The following is a 23,222-nucleotide window of genomic DNA, read 5'->3' as shown; positions in this document are numbered from 1 at the left end:
ACACCTCTTTTCGCCATCATGAGGGGTTCTGACACATTAAGCCATCACCCCATGGCCCGCTCCGCAACGAGGCAATAGCATCAGCCCAAGACAAAAACAACAACACAGCCGGAGTGCTTCAAATGGCGATCCACATCTGCACGGCGCCTTGCTGCTGGGGCGTCGATGACATCAAGAACGCGTTTCTGCCACCGTGGCGACGGGTGCTGCGCGAAGCCGCCGATGCGGGCTATCGCGGCATCGAGCTGGGGCCCTATGGTTATCTGCCGCTGGAGGCGGAAATCCTCAATCCAGCACTGTCGGAGCACGGCCTGCACATCGTCGCGGGAACGATTTTCGATGACTTGGTAAACCCAGCCAATCTGCCCGAACTGCTGCGCCAGACCCACTCCATCTGCGGCTCACTCAAACAACTGCCGCCCTTGAAACCCCAGCCCGGCCAGCGCTTCGGCGGGCCCTACCTGGTGATCATCGACTGGGGCCACGACGAACGCGATTACGCGGCCGGCCATTCGGACCGCGCGCCACGCCTGGACGACGCGCACTGGAACGCGATGATGGCGCATATCCGCGCCATCGCCGCCCTCGCCTGGGACACCTATGGCATCCGCGCCGTCATCCATCCTCACGCCGGCGGCTACATCGAATTCGCCGATGAGCTGGCGCGGCTGGTGGATGACATCCCCCACGACATTGCCGGGTTGTGCCTGGACACCGGGCACCTCTACTACGCCGGCATGGACCCGCTCGCATCGCTGCGCACCTACGCCCATCGCTTGGACTACCTGCACTTCAAAGACATAGACCCGGCGGTCTTCGACCAGGTGCTGAACGAGCGCATCCGCTTCTTCGCCGCCTGTGCCCGGGGCGTGATGTGCCCGATAGGACGCGGTGCCATCGACTACCCGGCCCTGCATGGCCTGCTGCGTGAGCTCGGCTACCAAGGCGCGATTACCGTCGAACAGGAACGCGACCCGCGCAACGCCGCCACCAGCCTGGACGACGTGGCGGCCAGCCGCGCCTATTTGGCCGGCATCGGCTTCTGACCAAAGGAGGACAACACTCATGATCAATGGCAGCAAAACCCTTGGCCGGCCCCTGCGCTGGGCCATGATCGGCGGCGGCGAGCACAGCCAGATCGGTTACATCCACCGCTCGGCCGCCCTGCGCGATCGCAACTTCGAACTGGTCGCCGGCGCGCTGGACATCGATCCGGGCCGTGGCCAGGCCTTCGGCGAAGCGTTGGGGATCGACCCGGCGCGCTGTTATCCGGACTACCTGAGCTTGTTCGAGCTGGAAGCACAGCGGCCCGACGGCATCGAGGCGGTGTCGATCGCCACCCCCAACGGCACGCACTACGCCATCACCCGCGCCGCCCTGGAAGCCGGCTTGCATGTGGTTTGCGAGAAACCGCTGTGCTTCACCCTCGACGAAGCCGAGGCGTTGCGGACCCTGGCCAGGTCCCGGGGCCGTATCGTCGGCCTGACCTACGGCTACGCCGGGCACCAGTTGATCGAACAGGCGCGGGCAATGATTGCAGCCAAGGAGCTGGGGGAGATCCGCATGGTGCATATGCAGTTCGCCCACGGTTTTCACAGCGCGCCGGTAGAGGCTCAGAGCCAGGCGACGCAATGGCGCGTCGACCCGCGCCAGGCCGGGCCCAGTTATGTGCTTGGGGATGTCGGTACGCATCCGTTGTATCTGTCCAAGGTGATGCTGCCTGAGCTCAAGATCAAGCGCTTGATGTGCAGCCGGCAGAGCTTCGTCGCCAGCCGCGCGCCGCTGGAGGACAACGCCTACACCTTGATGGAGTACGAAAGCGGCGCGATGGGCATGGTCTGGTCCAGCGCGGTGAATGCCGGTTCCATGCACGGCCAGAAAATCCGCGTGATCGGATCCCGGGCGAGCCTGGAATGGTGGGATGAGCGCCCCAACCAGCTCAGTTTCGAGATCCAGGGCCAGCCCGCGCAAACCCTGGAGCGCGGCATGGGCTATCTGCACGACGACGCCTTGCTGGACGACCGCATCGGTGGCGGTCATCCCGAAGGGCTGTTCGAGGCCTGGTCCAATCTCTATCGCCGCTTCGCCCTCGCCATGGACGCCGCCAACCGTGGCGACGCCCAAATGCTGACCGCGCTGCGCTATCCCGACATCGACGCCGGCGTGGACGGCGTGCGCTGGGTGGAGCGCTGCGTGGAATCGGCCAACAACGATTCAACCTGGATCGCCTATTAACCTGCTGCCACAGGTAACCAATGTTGATCAACGGAGAACAACAATGAAAATCGCCCTCGATCCCTACATGCACCGCCACCTGAGCCTGCCGGACCTGTGCCGCAAGACCGCCGAGCTCGGCTACCAATACCTGGAACTGTCGCCGCGTGAAGATTTCCTGCCGTGGTGGGTTCGCCCTCGCGCCCACAAGGAACGCATCACCGAATTCAAGAAAGCCCTGCGCGACCATGACCTGCAACTGGCGTCGCTGCTGCCGATGTACCGCTGGGCCAGCCCCCACGAGGACGAACGCCGGGCGGCGGTGAACTACTGGAAGGAAGCGATCCAGGTTGCCGTGGAGATGGGGTGTACGACGATGAACTCGGAGTTCGGTCGCGGGCCGTCGCCCGATCGCGGGCACAAGGTCAGCTGCTGTGGCGGCATGCACAGTCATGAGTCGAGCGAAGCGGCCTGGTGGCGCTCGATGGAAGAGCTGGTGCCGATCCTCGAATCCGAAGGCGTTACCCTCAACGTCGAGCCGCATCCGGAGGACTGGTGCGAGACCCTTCAGCCGGCCCTGGACATGCTCAAGACCGTCGGTTCAGACAACGTGAAGTTTTTGTACTGTGCCCCCCACACGTTCTACTTCGGCGATGACATGCAAGCCATGATCGCTGAAGCCGGATCGATGATCACCCATGTCCACATTGCCGACACCTACAACCACAAGGCCTCGTCCGGCCTGCGCTATATCGTCAACCCACCCGGAGCCAAGGTGACGGTGCATCAGCACATGGACATGCACCAGGGCGAGATCGACTGGGACCTGTTCTTTGGCGAACTGGCGAAGACCGGCTTCGACGGCATCGTCACGGCGTGTGTGTTCGGCTGGGAGGAACGGGCCGATGAATCCGGGCGTTTCATGCGCCAGGAGATCCAGTCCTACGTCGACAAATACTTCAGGTAACTCAGGCCTGTCACGGTAGCAACGGCACGATCCGCGGCTCGATCCCCTGCTCGCTGACCTCCAGCAACGCCAGCGTCACCGGCAACTTGAACCGCCGCCGGCCGGCGCTGCCGGGGTTGAGGTAGAGCCGCTCGCCACGCCAGTCGATCAGCGGCTTGTGGGAATGGCCGGTGATCACCACCCTTACAGCTGGATCGAGCGTCGCCGGCACATCGGCGATGTCTGGACCAACAGCACCTGCCACCCGCCCAGGTCGAATTGCAACTGATCGGCGATCTGTCCCGCCCAGTCGGCCTCCAGGTCGTTGTTCCCACGTACCACGTACAGCTCGCCGATGGATGCCAGGGCTTCCAGGATCTGGTGGCTGCCGATATCACCGGCATGAATGATCCTCTCGCAGCCTTGCAGCGCGTCCAACGCCTCGGGGCGCAGCAAGCCGTGGGTGTCGGATATGACGCCAACTTTCATGAACCTTCCCCTTGTGCCGTGTGTCGTCGGCTGTATAGGCCTCGTCGCAGTTAGCTAACGTGCTGAAATGGAATAGGATAGGCTGTGCGCTGCAAGCGCACGGACCCGTCGTGTAGAAGGATAAGCCAATGCTCGGACGCAAACAGCCAGAGCCCAGGATTGAAAGCCCCGATCAAGCGTTCCCGCAGGCTGTGCGAGCCGGGGCGGCGTTTCGGCTGACGGTCAGTTTCATGCTCGTGGTCGTCATGGCCTTCCTCGCCGTCGAGGGCTGGCGCACATGGCGCGATTATCGCGCGGCCTTCGCTTCCGCCCGCGACTCGGTCACCAACCTGGCGAGGGCAACCGCCCAACACGCCGAAGACGCCATCCGCCAAGTGGACGTGCTCACCGCCGCCCTTGCCGAACGAGTGGAAGGCGACGGGCTGCAAAACATGGACATTGCCCGTATCCACAAGCTGCTCATCCAACAAGCCGCGATCATGCCGCAACTGCACGGCTTGTTTATCTACGGCCCGGACGGTCAATGGCTGGCGACAGACAAGGACGTGATACCGGAAATGGCGAACAACGCCGATCGAGACTACTTCCAGTACCACCGCACACACCAGGACCGTGGCGTGCGTATCGGCGAAGTGATCAAGAGTCGTTCCACCGACGACTTGATCATTCCTGTCTCGCGCCGCTTGAACAACCCCGACGGCTCTTTCGCCGGCGTGATGCTCGGGACCGTCAAGGTCAGCTATTTCGTCGACTATTACGGTGACTTCAAGATCGACGACAAAGGCGCGCTGGTCCTGGCATTGCGCAGTGGCACGATCCTGGTACGACGGCCCTTCGTCGCCTCGGTGATCGGCAAGAGCCTGGTCAACAGCGTGATCTTCCGTGAGCACCTGCCAACCTCCAACCAGGGCGTGGCCGAAGCCCGGGCGGTCGTCGACGACACCGAACGCTTGTACGGCTACCGGGCCCTGACCACCTACCCGCTGGTGGTGGAAGCCGGTTTGTCCCGCGAATCGATCGTCGCCCCGTGGCGCCGGGACTTGTTCAAGACCAGCCTGGTGCTGATATTCCTGATCGCCATCCTGGTGGGTTTCGGGCTCATCGTGTTGAGCCAGCTGCGCTACCGCATGACCATGGAAAAGCAGATCCGCAGCGCCCACCAAGCCATGCGGGACATGGCCCTGACCGACAGCCTGACCGGCCTGGGCAACCGTCGGCGGCTAGACAGCGCCCTGGCCGATGAGCTGCGCCTGGCCAAGCGCCAGGGTTCGTCCCTGGCCCTGATCATGCTCGACGTCGACTACTTCAAACGCTTCAACGACAAGTACGGCCATGCCGCCGGCGACGACTGCCTGCGGGCGATTGCCAGCGCGATCGGGCAGACGATCAAGCGGCCCGGGGACCTGGCGGTCCGCTACGGCGGCGAGGAATTCACGGTGTTGCTGCCCAATACCGACAGCACTGGCGCCGCCCAGGTCGCGCAACAAATCCTCGAAGCCGTCAGGGCCCTGAACATCGAGCATGGCGATCATCCCCTGGGCATCGTCACCATCAGCGCGGGCATCAACACCTGCCAGCCGAGCAGCGAGGACGTGAGCCCCGCCATGTTGATCAAGGCCGCCGACGCGTTCCTGTACCTGGCGAAGAACACCGGGCGCAACCGCTGGTGCAGCATCGGCGCCGCCCAGGGCTGACCGCGTATCGGCTCATTTCCCCCGACACAGGCTTGCACAGGTGCCGATCCGGCGCCTGGCGGCTACAATGCGCGCTTCGACCGTGACCAGCCTGACTAAAAAAACATGTCCTTGCCTAAACATCATCTGGAATTGCTCAGCCCCGCCCGCGACGTGACCATCGCCCGCGAGGCCATCCTGCATGGCGCCGACGCCGTGTACATCGGTGGCCCGAGTTTCGGTGCGCGTCACAACGCCTGCAACGAGGTGAGCGATATCGCCGGGCTGGTGGAGTTCGCCCATCGCTACCATGCCCGGGTGTTCACCACGATCAACACGATCTTGCATGACAACGAGCTGGAGCCGGCCCGCCAGTTGATCCATCAGCTCTACGATGCCGGCGTCGATGCCCTGATCGTCCAGGACCTGGGCGTGATGGAACTGGACATTCCGCCGATCGAGCTGCACGCCAGCACCCAGACCGACATTCGCACACTCGCCCGGGCGAAATTCCTCGACCAGGCCGGTTTCTCGCAGCTGGTGTTGGCCCGCGAGCTGAACCTGCAGGAAATCCGCACCATCGCCGACGAAACCGACGCGGCCATCGAGTTCTTCATTCACGGCGCGTTGTGCGTGGCGTTTTCCGGCCAGTGCAACATCTCCCACGCGCAAAACGGCCGCAGCGCCAACCGTGGCGATTGCTCCCAGGCCTGCCGCCTGCCCTACACCCTCAAGGATGATCAAGGCCGGGTGGTCGCCTACGAAAAGCACCTTTTGTCGATGAAAGACAACAACCAGAGCGCCAACATCCGCGCCCTGGTTGAAGCTGGCGTGCGCTCGTTCAAGATCGAAGGCCGCTACAAGGATGCGGCCTATGTGAAGAACATCACCGCCTACTATCGCCAGCGCCTGGACGATGTCCTCGAAGACCGCCCGGACCTGGCCCGCGCTTCCAGTGGCCGCATCGCGCACTTCTTCGTGCCGGACCCGGACAAGACCTTCCACCGTGGCAGCACCGACTACTTCGTCAGCGAGCGCAAGATCGACATCGGCGCCTTCGACTCCCCCACGTTCACCGGCGTACCGGTGGGCGTGGTGGAGAAAGTCGGCAAGCGCGACCTGCACGTGGTGACGTCTGATCCGTTGTCCAACGGCGACGGCCTCAACGTGCTGGTCAAGCGCGAAGTGGTGGGTTTCCGGGCCAACATCGCCGAGCCCAAGGGCGAGTTCCTCGATGACGAAGGCCAGAAGCGCTACCGCTACCGCGTCGAGCCCAACGAGATGCCCGCCGGCATGTACCAGTTGCGGCCCAACCATCCGCTGAGCCGCAACCTGGACCACAACTGGCAGCAAGCCTTGCTCAAGACCTCCGCCGAGCGTCGCGTGGGCCTGGCCTGGGTCGCGCAGTTGCGCGAAGAGCGCCTGGAGCTGACCGCCACCAGCGAAGAAGGCATCAGCGCCAGCGTTGCCCTCGACGGTCCTTTCGGCCTGGCGAACAAGCCAGAACAAGCCCTGGAGCAGTTGCAGGACCTGCTCGGCCAACTGGGCACCACCGAGTACCACGCCACGTCGATCAAGCTGGACGCGCCCCAGGCGTTTTTCATTCCCAACTCCCAGCTCAAGGCACTGCGCCGCGAGGTGATCGAAGCCCTGACCACGGCGCGCGTCGCAGCGCATCCACGGGGCGGGCGCAAGGCCGAAACCACGCCGCCACCGGTGTACCCGGAGTCGCACCTGTCGTTTTTGGCCAACGTCTACAACCAGAAGGCCCGGGACTTCTACCACCGCCACGGCGTCAAGCTGATCGACGCGGCGTTCGAGGCCCACGAGGAAACCGGCGAAGTACCGGTGATGATCACCAAGCATTGCCTGCGTTTTTCGTTCAACCTCTGCCCCAAGCAAGCCAAGGGCGTCACCGGTGTGCGCACCAAGGTCGCGCCGATGCAGCTGATTCACGGCGATGAAGTGCTGACCTTGAAGTTCGATTGCAAACCCTGCGAGATGCATGTGGTCGGCAAGATCAAGGGGCATATCCTCGACCTGCCATTGCCGGGCAGCACGGCTCAGCCGGTGGTGGGGCATATCAGCCCGGAAGATCTGCTCAAGACGATTCCGCGCGGGACGCATTGACTCCAGTCACCACCGAACCCTGTGGGAGCGGGCTTGCTCGCTCCCACAGGGGATTTTTCATTTCTGCGCCGTTTGCGCTTTTTCCGGCGACATATTCCGTTCTTAGGGCTCCCCCAACCGGCGCTCATGGTGCTAGGTTGTAAGTGATTGTTTCACCAAACGACACTTTTCCCTGCAAAGGAATGCCCCTCACCATGAACTTCCCGTTCAAGCGCCTGGCTATTGCCACCCTCGTCCTGTCCACCCTCTCGTCCTACTCGATATCCGCCAACGCCAACATCACCGCCCAACAGAGCGCGGACTTCGTCAAGACCTACGCCGATACCTCGGTCAGCGATTTCCGCCAGTTCCTGGCGAGCGTCGCCAAGAGTGAGCTGGCCAAATCCGCGAATCTCGGCCCGGCCATCGATGCCTTCCAAGGCAACAAAACCCTGTCGGCGGAACAACAGAACGAAATCCATCGGCTGCTCGGTATCTACGCCCGGGTGAAGTATGGCAAGGCCGCCACCGAGACCTTGCGCCAGTTGGTGGAAATCCCGACCTTTCGCAAGGACGGCGTGGCCCAGCATGAAAACCCCGAGTTTCTCAAGATCGCCGACAAGATCAAAAGCCTGGCCAACGACTTCAACCTGAACTTCCGCAACATCGACAACCGCGTCTATGAGATTTCACTCGAAGGCAGCGGTGACGAAGTCGTGGGCATTCACGCCCATGCCGACGTGGTGCCGGTGACGCCGGAAAACTGGGTGCTCAAGGACGGCACCAGGCTCGATCCGTTCAAGGTCACGCTGGTGGGCGATCGCATGTACGGTCGAGGCACCGAGGATGACAAGAACGCCATCGTCGTGGTGCTCTACGCCATGAAGATCATCAAGGACGAAAAACTGCCGCTGGCGCGCCACTTCAAGCTGCTGGTGGACACGACCGAAGAAACCACCGGCGACGCCATCCCCTACTATTTCGAGCGCAACCCGACGCCCAATTACAACCTGGCGCTCGATGGCAGCTACCCAGTGGTGATCGCCGAGAAAGGCTACGGCACGGTCATGGCGAACTTCCCTCGCCGGGCGGGCCAAGGCAAAGGGGCTGAAGTCGTTGCAATGACCGGCGGCATGGCGACCAACCAGATCCCGTCGACTTCAGTCGCGACGTTCAGCACCGACAAACCCGCCGAGCTGGCCGCCAGCCTGCTCAAGGCCGGCACCGACTACGCCAAAGCCAATGGCGGCGACTTTGAAGTAAGAAGCGAGGTGGCCGATAAAACCGTCAAGCTGACCTTTACCGGCGTATCCGCCCATTCCTCCGAGCCCGAGTCAGGCGTCAACCCGGTCGCCAGGATGCTGGCCTTCATCAATGGCCTGGATGGCAAGGTCGCGCTCAAGCACAACCACATCACCGACGCTGCGCGTTACGCCACCGACAACTGGGGCCTGGATTACCTGGGCAACAAACTGGGCATCGGCTTTTCCGACGCGTTCATGGGCCCGCTGACCGCCTCGCTGACCTACGTCGGGATGGACGACAAGAGCTTCAAGCTCGCCGTGAACCTGCGAGTGCCCGTGGGCAAGCCAACGGACACGCTGAAGGCTGAGATCAACGACAAGCTCTCCGCGTGGGCCAAGAAGTCCGAGGTTGCCGTGACATTCGACAACACTATCGACGAACCCATGTACCGTAACCCCGAAGGCGAATGGGTCAAGGCACTGCTGGCCGTCGCCACCGAGAACCTGGGCATGGAGCACAAGTTCGGCACGTCCGCCGGGGCCACGTCGGTCCATGACTTGCCCAACGGCGTGCAGTTCGGCCTGGCCATGCCCGACGTCAAGTACACCGGCCACAACGACAACGAGTTCAAGACCGTGGAGCAGTTCCTGCTGGACCTGCAGGTCGTGACCGAGATGATGGGGCGGATCGGGCAGTTGCCGAAGCTCTAGGAAACGGCGCGCTCCGGTGACGAGGGAGCTTGCTCTCGCTGGATTGCGCAGCGACCCCAACGGGCCAAACGCCATCAACCTGACCTACCGCGGCGACTGTTCCGGGGGCTGCTGTGCAGCCCAGCGGGAGCAAGCTCCCTCGCCACAAAGGGGTGCGGTGCATAGGGCACGAACAGGTTCCTCCCGTCCTGCGCAGCGCTTCGCCCCTCTCCCTCCTGCGCAGTAAATTTTTTCGCACGCAAACGATCGAGCCCGGTCGCATACTCGTCCATGCCGGGATGCAGTCCGCTCCCACCGCCCGTAACGCACCGCCAACCACAAGGAATCCCCGATGCCCCCACGCTCCGCCCCTGCTTTAACCGCTGGCACCGGTTTCGTCCGGGTGCGTGGCGCCCGCGAACACAATCTCAAGAACGTTGACGTGGACATTCCTCGCGATGCCCTGGTGGTGTTCACCGGCGTGTCGGGTTCCGGCAAATCCTCGCTGGCCTTCTCCACGCTTTACGCCGAAGCCCAGCGTCGTTATTTCGAGTCCGTCGCACCTTATGCCAGGCGCCTGATCGACCAGGTCGGCGTGCCGGACGTAGGCAGCATCGAAGGCCTGCCGCCGGCGGTCGCCTTGCAACAACAGCGCGGCACGCCCAGCGCGCGCTCCTCGGTGGGCAGCGTCACCACCTTGTCGAGCCTGATCCGCATGCTTTACTCCCGCGCCGGCAGCTACCCGGCCGACCAGCCGATGCTGTATGCCGAGGACTTTTCGCCCAACACGCCCCAGGGCGCGTGTCCGCAATGCCACGGCCTGGGCCGGGTTTACGAAGTGACCGAAGCCACCATGGTCCCCGACCCTTCGCTGACCATCCGCGAACGCGCGGTAGCCGCCTGGCCCATGGCATGGCAAGGGCAGAACCTGCGGGACATCCTCGTGACACTCGGCTATGACGTCGACATTCCCTGGCGCGACCTGCCGAAGAAGCAACGCGACTGGATCCTCTTCACGGAAGAGACCCCCACCGTCCCGGTGTACGCCGGGCTCACCCCGGCCCAGACCCGCGACGCCCTCAAGCGCAAACTCGAACCTAGCTACCAGGGCACGTTCAGCGGGGCCCGGCGCTACCTGTTGCACACCTTCATGCATTCGCAAAGCGCGCAGATGCGCAAGCGGGTGGCGCAATATATGCGCGCCAGCCCCTGCCCGGTCTGCGAAGGCAAGCGCCTCAAGCGCGAGGCGCTGACCGTTACCTTTGCCGGGCTGGACATCGCCGAGCTGTCCAACCTGTCATTGCTGGAATTGGCCGAGGTGCTCAAGGCCGTAGCGGCGCCGGATTATCTGGAGCAGCCCGAAGAATCGGGCGATGTTCTCACCCATCGCCAGACGCGCGAGGCTCGTGAGCAGCGCGCCGCCAGGGGCGACAACCCGCACGCTGGCGGGCCGGACGCGCGCCACACGCCCAATCTGTCCCTGGAAAAGCGCTTGGCCGCCCAGCGCATTGCCGCCGAACTGCTGGAGCGCATCGTCACGCTGATCGACCTGGGCCTCGGCTATCTGGCCCTGGAGCGCAGCACGCCGACGCTTTCCTCCGGCGAACTGCAACGCCTGCGCCTGGCGACCCAGCTCAACTCCCAATTGTTCGGGGTGATCTATGTGCTGGACGAACCTTCCGCCGGCCTGCACCCGGCCGACAGTGAAGCGCTTTTTGGCGCCTTGCAACGGTTGAAAGCAGCAGGAAACTCGGTGTTTGTGGTCGAGCACGACCTGGACACCATGCGCCGCGCCGACTGGCTGATCGACGTGGGCCCCGACGCGGGCGAGCAAGGCGGCAGGGTCCTTTACAGTGGCCCGCCCGAAGGCCTTGGGCAAGTGCCCGAATCCCGCACCCGCGCCTACTTGTTCGCCGAAGAACGGGCCATTGCGCGCCATCCGCGCCCACCCAAGGACTGGCTGCGGCTGGACGGCATCACCCGCAACAATCTCGACAACCTGAGCGTGGGTTTTCCCCTGGGCTGCTTCACGGCTGTCACCGGCATTTCCGGTTCGGGCAAATCCAGCCTGGTCAGCCAGGCCCTGCTGGATCTGGTCGGCGCCCACCTGGGCCAGCCCGGCGCCAACGCCGATGGCGAAGAGCAAAGCCTGGAAGACGAACCGGTGCTGGCCAGCGGCGGCCAGGTCACCGCCGGGCTCGAGGGGGTCAAGCGACTGGTTCAGGTCGACCAGAAACCCATCGGCCGCACGCCACGCTCCAACCTCGCCACCTATACCGGGCTGTTCGACCATGTGCGCAAGCTCTTCGCCGCGACGGAGCAGGCACAAGCGCTCGGTTTCGATGCCGGACGGTTCTCCTTCAACGTCGCCAAGGGCCGTTGCGAAACCTGTGAGGGGGAAGGTTTCGTCAGCGTGGAATTATTATTCATGCCCAGCGTGTACGCCCCCTGTCCGACCTGCCATGGCGCCCGCTACAACCCACAGACCCTGGAAGTGACCTGGCAAGGCCTGGACATCTCCCAAGTGCTGCAATTGACGGTGAACCAGGCCCTGGAGGTCTTCGCCGAGCAACCGCCAGCCAGGCGTTCGCTCCAGGTACTCAAAGACATCGGCCTGGGCTATCTGCGCCTGGGCCAACCGGCCACCGAACTGTCCGGCGGCGAGGCCCAGCGGATCAAGCTGGCGACGGAACTGCAACGCAAGGCCCGAGGCGCGACGCTTTACGTGCTGGATGAACCGACCAACGGCCTGCACCCCCAGGACGTGGACCGCTTGCTGGTGCAGCTCAATCGACTGGTGGATGAAGGGCATACGGTGGTCGTGGTGGAACATGACATGCGCGTGGTAGCGCAAAGCGACTGGGTCATCGACATCGGGCCAGGGGCCGGGACCCAGGGAGGCAACGTCGTGGTGTGCGGCGCGCCGCAGGTGGTGGCGAACTGCGGGGAGAGCCGCACGGCGCCGTTTCTCAAGAAGGTCTTGGAGTGAATGTTCACCTTGGGCCAAGGCACTGCAAGCCGCACCACCCTTTCATTGTGGGAGCGAGCTTGCTCGCGATGGCGTCGGATCAGTTGCATCAAAGGTAACGGGTACACCGCTATCGCGATCGAACTCCCACAGCTCTGATACGGCGCTCAAAAGCGTCAATTAAATGTTACAAATCAAACCAACCCACAACCGTTTATCAGTTTTTTGACACTCCGCCGATATGCGGACGCAACTTTTTCACTTACTCCGGTCATAACTCCGTGGTCGCTGATGGAATATTGGCAGATACCGAGGTTCTTAACCTGATACGGAGATAAGTCCATGATTTTCAACGTACAAAATTTTGGCGCCAAAGGAGATGGCGTCACTGACGACACGGCGGCCATTCAAAGTGCAATTGATGCGGCAGCTGCCGCGGGCGGGGGCCAGGTGTACATGCCGACGGGCACTTACATCGTGTCAGGGGGCGAGGAACCCTCCGACGGCTGCCTGATGCTCAAGAGCAACGTTTACCTGTACGGCGACGGCATGGGCGACACCACGGTGAAATTGGTCGATGGCTCCGATGCCAAGATCACCGGCATCATCCGCTCAGCCTATGGCGAAGAAACCCATGATTTCGGGGTCAGCAACCTCACCATCGACGGCAACCGCGACGCCACCACCGGCAAGGTGGACGGCTGGTTCAACGGGTATATCCCCGGCGAAGAAGGCTACGACTCCAACGTCACCCTCGACAGCGTCGAGATCAAGGATTGCTCCGGGTATGGCTTCGACCCCCACGAGCAAACCGTCAACATGGTTATCAAGAACAGCGTGTCCCACGGCAACGGCCTGGACGGATTCGTCGCCGACTTCCTCAGCGACAGCACCTTCGAAAACAACGTTGCCTACGACAACGACCGCCACGGTTTCAACGTTGTCACCAGTACCCACGATTTCACCATGACCAACAACGTCGCTTATAACAACGGCGGCAACGGCATCGTGGTGCAGCGCGGCAGTGAAGACATCCCCTCCCCCAGCAACATCACCATCACCGGTGGCGAGATGTACGGCAACGGCGCTGAAGGCGTGCTGATCAAGCTGTCCAGCGACGTAACCGTGACCGGGGTCGACATCCATGACAACAACGGCGCCGGTGTCCGCATCTATGGCAGCAACCATGTCGAGGTACTGGACAACACGCTGAACAACAACGCGCTGGGCAGCGCGGTGCCGGAAGTGATCATTCAGTCCTACGACGATACGCTCGGGGTGTCCGGCAAGTACTTCAACGGCAGCGACAACCTGATCCAGGGCAACATCATCAGCGGCAGCAACCTGTCCACCTACGGTGTCGCCGAGCGCAACGAAGACGGCACCGATCGCAACGCCATCATCGCCAACACCATCAGCCACACCAGCAAGGGCGCCACGCTGGTCTATGGCGATGGCAGCTACGTCAGCGCCACGGTGCCGATGACCACCGTACAGGGTACGGCCGGCAACGACACACTCACCGGCACCAGCGCCAGCGAGATCTTCTTTGGGGCGGCGGGCAACGACACCATCAACGGCGCGGCCGGAAGCGACATTCTGGTGGGCGGCGCGGGCGTCGACAAACTCACCGGCGGCACGGGCGCCGATACGTTCCGTTTCACCAGCCAGTCCGACAGCTACCGCAACGCAACGGCGAGCTTCGACGACACCATCACCGACTTCGACGTGACCCAGGACAAGATCGACCTCGCCGATCTCGGCTTCACCGGCCTGGGCAATGGCCGTGGCGGCACCCTGCAGGTCAGCTACAACGCCAGCAGCAACCGCACCTACATCAAGGACTACGACGCCGATGCCAGCGGCAATCGCTTCGAGCTGATTCTCTCAGGCAACCTGGCGAGTACCTTGACGGCAGATAACTTCATCTTCAACCGGGTGATCACCGGCACCACCGGCAGCGACTCGTTGCAGGGCAGCGATGCGGCGGACACCCTGCTCGGCCTGGCGGGCAACGACAGCCTCAGTGGTGGCGCGGGCGCCGACAAGCTCGACGGCGGCGCAGGCATGGACACCCTCACCGGTGGCGCCGGGGCAGACACCTTTGTGTTTGCCAACCGACTCGACAGCTACCGCAACTACAACACCGGCGGCGCGAATCTGGGTGACCTGATCACCGACTTCGACATCGCCGCCGACAAGATCGACCTTTCCGCCATGGGCTTTACCGGCCTTGGCGACGGCAAGAACAACACCGTCTACCTGGTGCTCAACAGCGCCGGCACCAAGACCTACATCAAGTCCTTGGAGGCAGACGCTAACGGCAATCGGTTCGAGGTAGCGCTGGACGGCAATTACCTCAATAAGCTGACCAATGCCAATTTCGTCTTCGCCACGTCCTCGCCCACCAACCAGGCGCCGGTGGTAGCCACGCCATTGCTGGATCAGAACGCAACCGAAAAGACACCTTTCAATTATGTGGTCCCGGCCACCAGCTTCAACGATCCGGACAATGACAGCCTCAGCTACACCGCCAAGCTGGCCGACGGCAGCGCCCTGCCCAGCTGGCTGACGTTCGATGCCGCCACGCGCACCTTCAGCGGCACGCCTCCCGACACGGCGTCGGGCACTTACTCGATCCAGGTCACCGCAACCGATGGCAGCAACGCCACCGTCAGCGACAGCTTTACCCTGGCCGTGCAAGACGTGCCCTCGTCCGTGGTGATCAACGGCACGCCGAACAACGACACCTTGACCGGCACCGTCGCCAACGAGCAGATTTTCGGCGGTGCGGGCAACGACACCCTCAATGGCGCCGCCGGCAACGATGTCCTGGTGGGCGGCACCGGCGTGGACAAACTGACCGGTGGTACGGGCGCCGACGTATTCCGCTATACGTCCAAGCTCGACAGCTACCGCACCAGTTCCACCAGCGCCAGTGACCAGATCCTCGATTTCGACGTGGCCGCCGACAAGATCGACGTCGCGGCTCTCGGTTATACGGGCCTGGGCAACGGGCTCAATGGCACGCTGCAAGTCACTTACAGTGCATCGACCAACCGCACCTACCTCAAGGACCTCACGGTCGATGCCAACGGCAACCGCTTCGAAATCTCGATGGCCGGCAACCTGGTCAGCAGCCTGACCGCCAATCATTTTGTCTTTGCCGACCAGAACACTCCGACGAACGTCGCGCCGGTGGTGGTCATCCCCCTTCTGGACCAGAACGCCAGCGAAAGCACGCCGTTCAAATACACCGTGGCCAGCAACAGCTTCAGCGACGCCAACCAGGATGTGCTGACCTACACCGCGACCCTCGCCAACGGCAACGCCCTGCCTTCGTGGCTGACGTTCAACGCCGCCAACCTGACGTTCAGCGGCACGCCCACCACCACCGCCGCTGGTAACTACGACGTGCTGGTCAAGGCCACCGACCCCTCGGGCGCCTCGGTCAGCGACAACTTCGCCCTGGTGGTCGCCGATGCGCCGGCCAACACCATCACCGGTACCGCCAACGCCGAAAGCCTCAACGGCACGGCAGGCGCCGACCTGATCCTCGGCCTCGGCGGCAACGACACCATAAAGGCCGGCACCGGCGCGGACATCATCGACGGCGGCGCCGGACGCGACTCGTTGTATGGCGGCGACGGCGCCGACACGTTCCGCTACAACAACCTGGCCGACAGCTACCGGGATTACGACATCGGCGGCGTGACCGCCACGGACACGATCTACGACTTCACCGTGGGCGTGGACAAGATTGACGTCTCCGGGCTGGGCTTCCTTGGCCTGGGCGACGGCAACAACGGCACGCTCTACATGACCCTGAACGCGGCGGGCGACAAGACCTATGTCAAATCCAGCCAGGCCGACGCCGATGGCAATCGCTTCGAAATCGCCCTGAACGGCAACTACCTCAACACCCTCACCGCCGACGATTTCGTCTTTGGCGAACGCGCTCAGCAAGACATCCTCTACCTGCCGACTCTTGGCCAATCCAACGCGCGCCTGCTGCGCATGAGCGAAGACGACGATCAATCCGGCACCTCGATGCTGGTCAACGATCTGAGCAAGTACACCACCTACGACGTACGCAGCCAGTTCGACGATGCCGATGGCAACGGCATCGACATCGCCGTCGGCGGCAGCACGGTCAACGGCTTGTCGACGCTGGGCGCCGAGGAGCTGAAGTTGTGCTGGTGGCTGACCGATACCAATCAACCGGGGCCGGCGCTGTTGCGCGCCGTGACGTTGCTGCGTGACCAGCTCACCGAACTGAAGTCCATCGATAACGTGACCATGGGCATCATCTGGGGCCAAGGCGAAGAAGCCGCCCAGGAAATCGCCCGCTCCACGGACAAGGCGGCAGCAGCGGCAGCCTACAAAGCGGCGACATTGAAGGTATTCGATTACCTGCACAGCCAATTCGGCAACTTCAACGTGTACATCATGGAGACCGGCCACTACGAGCAGGACGCCGCGCGCGCCCGTGGTTACCCGGAGGATAAGATCGCCGACATTGTCGAGGGTGTGGGCTACGTTCGCGCCGTCCAGGAAGCCATCGCCGCCGAGCGTGCCGATGTAAAACTGGCGGTGGACCCCAACGACCTGCCCTTGCGTTATGAAGTGGACCCGCTGGTTTATCCCGACGACGTCTGGCACCTGCACGAGGAATCAGCGGAAATCGTTGGCCAGCGCCTGGCCGACTACATCGCCGATGACCTCGGTTTCCAGGGCAACCCCAACGACAACAACAGCGTGCAGGACATTTTCGACGGCGCGCAGAATGAGGGCGGGATGATTTCCGGCACCGACCAGGACGATACGCTGGTGGGCAGCTCGGGCAACGATACCCTGAACGGCGACCTGGGCGCCGACACGTTGACCGGTGGCGATGGCAACGATATCTACGTCGTCGACAACGCGTTCGACAGCGTCGTGGAAACCAACACCTCGACCGCGCAGATCGATACGGTACAGGCTTCGGTCAGTTGGACACTGGGCGCCAACCTGGAAAACCTGGTGCTGACCGGCGTTTCGGACATCGACGGCACCGGTAACGATCGGCGAAATTTCATCACCGGTAACGTCGCCAACAACGTGCTCAATGGCGCTGCGGGAGCCGACAGCATGAGCGGTGGCGACGGCGACGATACCTACTACGTCGACAATGCCAGCGATACCGTCATCGAGAAAAGCAGCAATCCGGTGACCGGCGGTATCGACAGCGTCCACAGTAGCCTCGCCGCCTACACCTTGGGCACCAACGTGGAGAACCTCTACGTCGACAGCCCCGGCGTCGCCAACGGGACGGGTAACGCGCTGGCCAACACCTTGTTCGCCGGTGCCGGCGACAACATCCTCGACGGGCGTGATGGTAACGACACCGTGTCCTACGACCGAGCCCTGGCCGGGGTCACCGTGAACCTCTCGACCTCTGCCCAGCAAAACACCGTGGGCTCCGGGCTGGACACCTTGAAGTTCATCGAGAACCTGACCGGTAGCGCCTACGCCGACACATTGTCGGGCAACAGCGCTGGAAACATCCTCGACGGCGGTGCCGGCAACGACACCCTGGTGGGCGGCTCGGGCGATGATCGGCTGATCGGCGGTGCGGGCACCGATAACCTCACCGGCGGCACCGGCGCGGACACCTATGCGTTTGGCGCGTTGTCGGACATGGGCGTCGGGGCGGCACGGGACGTGATCAACGGCTTCAAGAGCACGGAGATGGACAAGCTGGACTTCACCGGCCTGGACGCCAACCCGCTGACCGCCAACCTCGATGCGTTCACCTTCATTGGCAGTAACGCCTTTGACACCACCAACGCCACCGGCCAATTGCGCTTTGTCGACGGCATCCTCTACGGCAGCGTCGACTCCGACGCCACCGCCGAGTTCGAACTCTCTCTGGTGGGCGTCAAGGAGCTGCATGCCAGCGACTTCACTGCCTGATTGAGCTTATAGGGGCTGCTTTGCAGCCCTTGTACTCCTGCCTTTGTGGCGAGGGAGCTTGCTCCCGCTGGGCCGCGTAGCGGCCCTAAAAAGGCAAGACGGAATTTGCCTGACACACCGCAGTAATTTGCTTTGGGGCCGCTTCGCGGCCCAGCGGGAGCAAGCTCCCTCGCCACCACAGCGCCACGACTTCAGAACAGACTTTGCACCTGCTCCAGCACCGCACGGTTCATCTGGCCGGTGTGGGTGTGCAGGCTTACGTAGCTTTGGAGCATGTCGAGCTTGGTGTCGAGCAGGTCCCGGCGCGCCTGGAACAGCCGTTGCTGGGCGTCGAGGATGTCGACCGTCGAGCGCACGCCGCCCTGGAAGCCTTTTTCCGTCGACGTCAGCGCGCGCTGATTGGACTCCACCGCCCGTAGCATGGCCCTGCTCTTGGCGAACCCCGCCACCACGCCCAGGTAATCGGTCTCGATGGACTCGGCCAGCTCCTGACGCTGCACGTCATAGTCGGACTGGGCGCCGGCCAGTTGTGCCTCGGCCTTGGCCACCGAAGCGCGCACCGCGCCGCCGCGATACAAGGGGATGTCCAGCTGCACACCGACGTAATAGGTGTCCTGGCGCGGGTCGAGCTCTTGGTACTGGCGGGTTTCCCGGCGCGTCAACTGCGTGGTCAACGACAACGTCGGGTAATGCCCGGCGCGCTGGCTGTCGGCCTGGGCCTCGGCGACTTTCACCGCCGCCAGCCGCGCGGCCAGTTCGGGGCTGGCCTCGCGGGCGATTGCCGTCCAGTACGGCAAATCCTGCTCCGGCGGGATGGGGCTGCCGGCAGGCAATTCTTCGCGCATCGGCTGGATGTCCTCGATGGGCACGCTTGCCCGTCCCGACAGTGCCCGCAGCGCGGCCACGCGACGGGCCTGGGCTTCGGTTTCCTGGGCCTCCACCAGATCGAGCCGGGCCTGGGCCTCGTCGATGTCGGTGATTGCCCCCTGGCCGCCTTCATAGAGCTTTTTGCTTTGGATGACCAAGCCACGAATGGCGGTCTTCTGCTGGGCGATCAACTTCAATTCATTCTCGGCCCGGGCCACATCGAAATAGCCCTTGGCGACCCGGTCGAACAAGGCTTGGCCGGCCACGTCGAATTGTTGGCTACCGAGCACGCCGCGGGCTTTGCCTTCCTGATAAGCCGCCCAGCGCCCCTTGTCATACAGCGGCTGTTGCGCCGCCAGCGTCACGCTGTTCGCCTGGTAGTCGTTGCTGTTCACATAACTGCTGTCGTCACCGCCATCGGTACGCCCGCCATACCCATACCGCGAGGACAGCGAGACCTGCGGATAAAGCCCGCCACGCCCAATCGCTTCTTCCTGCCGGGACGCGTCGTAGGCGTGGGTCGCGGTCTGCAAGGTCGGGTCATTGAGCCGCGAGGCATCGTAGGCGGCAGTCAGGCTCAGCCCGCCCTCCGCCGCCCAGGCGGGGCCGATCACCGCCCAACTGGTGTACAGGCTCAACAGCACACGGACGCCGTAACGGCAACGGTCGGTCATGCTCATTCCTCTTTGAAGGCAGCCAGCAAGCGTTCGCGCAATGGTTTCATCAGGTAGTTCATCAAGGTGCGTTCACCGGTCACGACGGTGACGTCGGCGAGCATGCCGGGCCGCACCAGCAAACCGGCGCCTTGCAGCGCGACGACTGTCTCGGCGGGAATTTCTACCTTGGCGGAGAAGTACGGCTGGTGGGTCTGCTGGTCGATCAGTTGGTCCGCCGACACGGTGGTCACCGTGCCGGTCACAGTCGGCGTATCCACCCGCTGCAGGGCGGTGAAATGCACATGCACCGGCAATCCGGGGGTGAGCTTATTGGCCATCAACGGATCGAAACGCGCGGTGATCGCCATCGGCGCGTCCAACGGCACCACCTGCATCAGCGTCTGCCCGGCCTGGGCGACGCCGCCCACGGTGTGGATCGACATGTCCATGACCTGGCCCGCCACCGGCGCGCGGATCGCACCGTTATCGACTTCAAACTGCAAGGCGCGGATCTGATCGGCATAGGCAGCGGCTTCGGCCGAAACCTCGCTGAGCTGGGTTTCGGCATCGCGGCGAAACTCCTGCTGCGCCTGCAAGGCCTTGAGCCGACTTTCGTTGATCGCCTGGCGGGTGCGCCCGACGTCGCCGATGCCCGAAGCGATCTGTCCGGCCAGTTGCGCCGCGTTTCGCTCGGCCTCGAAAAGTTTGTTGCGCGGCACGTAGCCTTCCCGGGCCAACTCGCGCAAGCCCTCGAGTTCCTGTTGCTGGAAGCGCATTTGCGCATCGTAGTTGCGCTTGACCCCTTCGTAGCCCTGCAGTTGTTGCTGCAAGGCGCCGATTTCATGCTCGATGATCTTCAGGCGGCTGCCCAGTTCGGCACGCCGGGTCATGAACAGCTGACTCTGCAGGGCCATGGCCGCCTTGACACGTGGCTCATCGGCGCGCTCCAGCAATTGTTGCGGCCATTGGATTTCATCGGCGCCCAGGCGCTCGGCCATCAACCGCGCCTCGATGCTGCGGTCGTTGAGCAGCTTGCCCAGGGTCACGTCCAACTGCGATTGCGCCTGCACCGTGTTGAGCTGCACCAGCAACTGCCCCTGGCTGACACGATCGCCATCACTGACCAACAGTTTTTCCACCACGCCCCCCACCAGTGACTGCACCGCTTTGCGCTCCCCCGCCACTACCACGGTGCCGCTGCCCACCACGCCCTGGTCGAGTGGCGCCAGGCAGGCCCAAAGCAGAAAGCCGCCAAGGGTCAGGGCCAGGAAAACCACGCCGTAGCGCGCCGCGCCGCCCGCATCGGTGCTCGCGGTGGGCAATGTGTCGCTGCTGAGCACGCTCAGGCCATGCTCGCCGTGGGCCGGTGTGGCCGATTTCAAATCACGCATCCTTGCCTGCCTCCCGGACAGCGGCCGGCCGCGGCCCCGGCATCAGCGCCTTGAGCACTCGGTCCCGAGGGCCGAACGCTTGTTGAGTGCCGTCCTTCAACACGAGGATGTGATCGACCACCGCCAGCACGTTGGGCCGATGGGTGATCAACACCACGGTGCTGCCGGCGGCCTTGAGCACGCCGATGGCCTGCACCAGCGCCAGTTCACCGGCTTCATCGAGGTTGGAGTTGGGCTCGTCGAGCACGATCACGGACGGGCTGCCATACAGCGCGCGCGCCAGGCCCAGGCGTTGCTTCTGACCGCCAGACAGGCCAAGCCCGCCAGGGCCCAACGGTGTGTCGTAGCCCTTGGGAAACCTGAGAATCATTTCGTGAATGCCCGCTTGACGGCTGGCGGCGATGATTTTGTCGGCGTCCTGCTCGCCGAAACGGGCGATGTTGTCGGCGACGCTGCCATCGAACAGTTCGATGTCCTGGGGCAGATAGCCCAGGTATGGCCCCAGCGCGTCATGGGACCACTGGCTGATCTCGGCATCGTCCAGGCGCACCGATCCGCCCATGGCCGGCCACACGCCAACCAACGCGCGAGCCAGAGTCGATTTGCCGCTGGCACTGGGACCAACCACCGCGAGCACTTCGCCCTTGCCGAGGCTGAAATTGATGCCCCGCAGAATCGGCTGTGATGCCCCGGGCGGTCCGACGTACAACTGCTCCAGGCGCAGCGCGCCGGTGGGCGGTGGCAGCGGCATGCGCAAGCGATCGCGCGGATGTTGCGCGAGCAGTTGGCTCAGGCGCTGGTAACTCTGGCGGCCGCTGTTGAATTGCTTCCACGAGCCGATGGCGATTTCCACCGGAGCCAGGGCACGTCCCAGCAGCAGCGACATGGCGATCATCATCCCCGCCGAGAGCTGCCCCTCCAGCACCAGCAGCGCGCCCAATCCCAAAGCGAGGGACTGACCGGAAATCCGCACGAATCGCGTCGCCGAGGTGATGCGCGCCCCGCGGTCGCTGGCGTGGGCCTGCGCGGCGATGATCCGTTGTTGCAGCAGGCTCCAGCGCTGGCGCAGGGGCCCGAGCATGCCCAGGGCCTGGATGACCTCGGCGTTGTGCAATGTGCTGTTGACGTAGACCGAGGACTGCACGCCCAGTCGATTGGCCTCTCCCAGGCGGGAACGGGTCGCCAACTCGCCCCACAGCGCCAGGCCGATCAGCAATACGGCGAGCACCAGCGTCAATACGCCGAACCAAGGGTGAAAGATGAACGCCACCAGCAGGAAGATCGGCAGCCACGGCGCATCGAGCAAGGCGATCAGGCCCTGGCCGGTAATCAGCTGTCGCAAGGTGGCAAGATCGGTGAGCACTTGTGCCGGGTTGGCGTTGTGCTCGCGCAGGCTGCGGGCAAACGCCGCATCGAAAATCCGCTCGCCCAAGGCGTCGTCCAGCCCGGCGCTCATGCGGATCATCACCTCGCCGCGCACCCACTCGATCAACGCACTGAACATGAACAGCCCAAGGGCGATCAAGGTGAGCATGACCAGGGTGGTTTCGTTGCGACTGGTCAGGACCCGGTCGTAGACCTGCATCATGTAGAGCGACGGCACCAGCACCAGCAGATTGATCACGCCGCTGAACAAGGCCAGGGACCAGAATACACGGCGATAACTTAACAAAGCGGCATCAATGTCATGCCGTGGATCGAGAAAAAAACCCATAGAGTGTCAACCCGCAAAAGGAAATAACGGTCCCCGCGAAATCCATGCGAGTCTTTGTCCCGAAGGCGTCAAAAAAAGGGCGTCATGTAGCTGACATTGTCGCTATATGAGCCGAACGTCGGCCCTACGGCGGCCAAGTACTGACAACGTAGTCGCAGGTTAGTGCCAGAGGGGAAGCGGGATTTTTGCGAGGGATAGAGCAAAACGGCGGCGGTTCGGGATCGGGCTTTGCTGTGGCAGCGAGCTTGCTCGCGATGTTGGCGGACCAGTCGCATCGATTTGACTGCCTTACGGCCATCGCGAGCA

11 protein-coding genes and 1 pseudogene are annotated in these 23,222 nt (G+C 63.3%); 8 read left to right on the top strand and 4 right to left on the bottom strand.

The window, feature by feature from the left end; genetic code table 11:
• Window positions 1-122: 122 nt before the first annotated feature.
• Genes J3P76_RS12075 through J3P76_RS12065 form a run of 3 tightly spaced genes read left to right on the top strand, consistent with a single transcriptional unit; the run spans window position 123 to window position 3,181 of the window.
• On the top strand, window positions 123-1,046 hold the full coding sequence (locus J3P76_RS12075; protein WP_434676476.1) for a TIM barrel protein: 924 nt from the start codon (window positions 123-125) through the stop codon (window positions 1,044-1,046).
• Window positions 1,047-1,065: 19 nt separating this feature from the next.
• Window positions 1,066-2,235 carry a Gfo/Idh/MocA family protein gene (locus tag J3P76_RS12070; RefSeq protein ID WP_434701989.1) on the top strand — a complete coding sequence of 390 codons (1,170 nt, stop codon included), beginning with the start codon at window positions 1,066-1,068 and terminating at the stop codon, window positions 2,233-2,235.
• 43 nt (window positions 2,236-2,278) lie between these two features.
• Window positions 2,279-3,181 carry a sugar phosphate isomerase/epimerase family protein gene (locus J3P76_RS12065; RefSeq protein ID WP_434558988.1) on the top strand — a complete coding sequence of 301 codons (903 nt, stop codon included), beginning with the start codon at window positions 2,279-2,281 and terminating at the stop codon, window positions 3,179-3,181.
• Window positions 3,182-3,191: 10 nt separating this feature from the next.
• Here the strand turns inward: J3P76_RS12065 and J3P76_RS12060 are convergent.
• Window positions 3,192-3,649: pseudogene (locus J3P76_RS12060) on the bottom strand (metallophosphoesterase family protein).
• A 128-nt stretch (window positions 3,650-3,777) separates the two neighbouring features.
• Here J3P76_RS12060 and J3P76_RS12055 point away from each other — a divergent pair.
• From J3P76_RS12055 to J3P76_RS12035, 5 genes are all read left to right on the top strand, one after another.
• Window positions 3,778-5,343 (top strand): sensor domain-containing diguanylate cyclase, encoded by a 1,566-nt coding sequence (locus tag J3P76_RS12055; RefSeq protein ID WP_434647550.1) that lies wholly within the window; start codon window positions 3,778-3,780, stop codon window positions 5,341-5,343.
• A 105-nt stretch (window positions 5,344-5,448) separates the two neighbouring features.
• Entirely contained in the window at window positions 5,449-7,452 is a 2,004-nt protein-coding gene (locus J3P76_RS12050) for a peptidase U32 family protein (RefSeq protein WP_434676473.1), read from the top strand.
• Window positions 7,453-7,646: 194 nt separating this feature from the next.
• Window positions 7,647-9,386, top strand: coding sequence for a dipeptidase (locus J3P76_RS12045; protein WP_434676472.1), 1,740 nt, complete (start codon window positions 7,647-7,649; stop codon window positions 9,384-9,386).
• 331 nt (window positions 9,387-9,717) lie between these two features.
• On the top strand, window positions 9,718-12,354 hold the full coding sequence (locus J3P76_RS12040; protein ID WP_434605890.1) for an excinuclease ABC subunit A: 2,637 nt from the start codon (window positions 9,718-9,720) through the stop codon (window positions 12,352-12,354).
• A gap of 321 nt (window positions 12,355-12,675) precedes the next feature.
• Entirely contained in the window at window positions 12,676-18,288 is a 5,613-nt protein-coding gene (locus J3P76_RS12035) for a putative Ig domain-containing protein (protein ID WP_434605892.1), read from the top strand.
• A gap of 191 nt (window positions 18,289-18,479) precedes the next feature.
• Here the strand turns inward: J3P76_RS12035 and J3P76_RS12030 are convergent, their stop codons facing one another.
• Genes J3P76_RS12030 through J3P76_RS12020 form a run of 3 tightly spaced genes read right to left on the bottom strand, consistent with a single transcriptional unit; the run spans window position 18,480 to window position 22,916 of the window.
• A complete protein-coding gene (locus tag J3P76_RS12030; protein ID WP_420763813.1) occupies window positions 18,480-19,829 on the bottom strand; it encodes a TolC family outer membrane protein in 1,350 nt (449 codons plus the stop codon).
• A gap of 2 nt (window positions 19,830-19,831) precedes the next feature.
• Window positions 19,832-21,202, bottom strand: a complete 1,371-nt coding sequence (locus J3P76_RS12025) for an HlyD family type I secretion periplasmic adaptor subunit (protein WP_420763812.1) — start codon at window positions 21,200-21,202, stop codon at window positions 19,832-19,834.
• The gene (locus tag J3P76_RS12020; protein ID WP_420763811.1) at window positions 21,195-22,916 is read right to left on the bottom strand and encodes a type I secretion system permease/ATPase; all 1,722 of its coding nucleotides are present in this window, start codon (window positions 22,914-22,916) and stop codon (window positions 21,195-21,197) included. Before J3P76_RS12020 ends, J3P76_RS12025 begins: the two co-directional genes overlap by 8 nt.
• Between the last annotated feature and the right edge of the window lie 306 nt (window positions 22,917-23,222).

The organism is Pseudomonas sp. D1-36, from assembly GCF_051132205.1.
In the GTDB taxonomy this organism is placed as follows: Bacteria; Pseudomonadota; Gammaproteobacteria; order Pseudomonadales; family Pseudomonadaceae; genus Aquipseudomonas.
The sequence above is the reverse complement of the archived record's forward strand: the minus strand, read 5'-3'. Positions and strand labels throughout refer to the sequence as shown.